The sequence below is a fragment of the Oleiphilus sp. HI0080 genome, from assembly GCF_001635135.1.
The window spans coordinates 1-1,086 of record NZ_LWFU01001140.1; the positions used below are offsets into that span (position 1 = coordinate 1).

Annotated in this window: 1 protein-coding gene; it reads left to right on the plus strand. The window is 47.7% G+C overall.

Going from position 1 to position 1,086, the window contains the following annotated elements; all coding sequences use genetic code 11:
* Positions 1–147 precede the first annotated feature (147 nt).
* On the plus strand, positions 148–1,086 hold a 939-nt coding region (locus A3751_RS20500), incomplete at its 3' end, for an MFS transporter (RefSeq protein WP_156492685.1).

A 1,086-nucleotide genomic window follows, 5' to 3' on the forward strand; every position in this document is an offset into this window, starting at 1 on the left:
CGCTGTTTCGAGAATCTGATCTCGACATGCCTCTTCAGTACAACAATTTTAGAGATTAGTGTGGTTAGTTCAGTTGTTTCGACAGGCTAGCTTTTTTGTCGCTTAAGAGAGGGATCTCACCCTCTCTATTATTAGAAGAATAAAACTATGCTGCATGCGCACTCGGATTGGCGGCAATCACTGCAGTCCTTCAAGCACCCCAGAGTTCTGTCGATGCTGTTTTTCGGCTTTTCTGCTGGTGTACCGCTACTACTTATTTTCTCCTCTTTATCTTTGTGGCTGAGGGAGGCTGGCGTTGAACGTTCGACAGTGACGTACTTCAGCTGGGCTGCGCTAGCGTACTCATTTAAGTTTTTGTGGGCCCCCTTGATTGATCGCCTCCCATTGCCGTTGTTGACGAGAGTGCTGGGACGAAGGAGGGCATGGCTGTTAGTGTCGCAAGTGGCTGTGATGTTGGCGATTGCGTTGATTGCCATGATTAATCCAGTTGAGGAGAACGCACTGAACGTAATGGCGCTTGCTGTTGTGCTCCTGGGATTCTCGTCTGCAACGCAAGATATTGTCATTGATGCCTATCGCATAGAGTCTGTTGGGGTCGATTTACAAGCATTGATGTCGTCGACGTATATCGCAGGCTATCGAATAGGTATGCTCGTTTCTGGTGCGGGCGCGCTGGTTTTGGCGAGTCACTTTGGATCTGCGCCAGACGCATATTCTTACGAAGCCTGGCGTTTAACCTATTTCGCTATGTCATTGGTAATGCTCGTCGGGCTGTTGACCACATTGCTTGTATCCGAACCTACATCTTCGGTTAGTTTGCATCAATACTCTTCCGGTCAATATCTGCGCTTTCTTTGTTTGTTCGTGCTGAGTGTCGCTTTGTTTGTACTTTTGTATGCAGTTGGGTCAGAAGCGGCACAAGACTTCAAAACAGAATTAACGTTTAGGCTCGACAATGCGCCTCTCGCTAACTTTCTTATTGAGGCGGCGCGTTTGCTGGGCGGACTCGTAACGGTTGCCTTGTTCATTCGATTAGTTTCGTTTACGCCGCTCTACGAAAAACAGTTGATTCACGATTCTTATGTT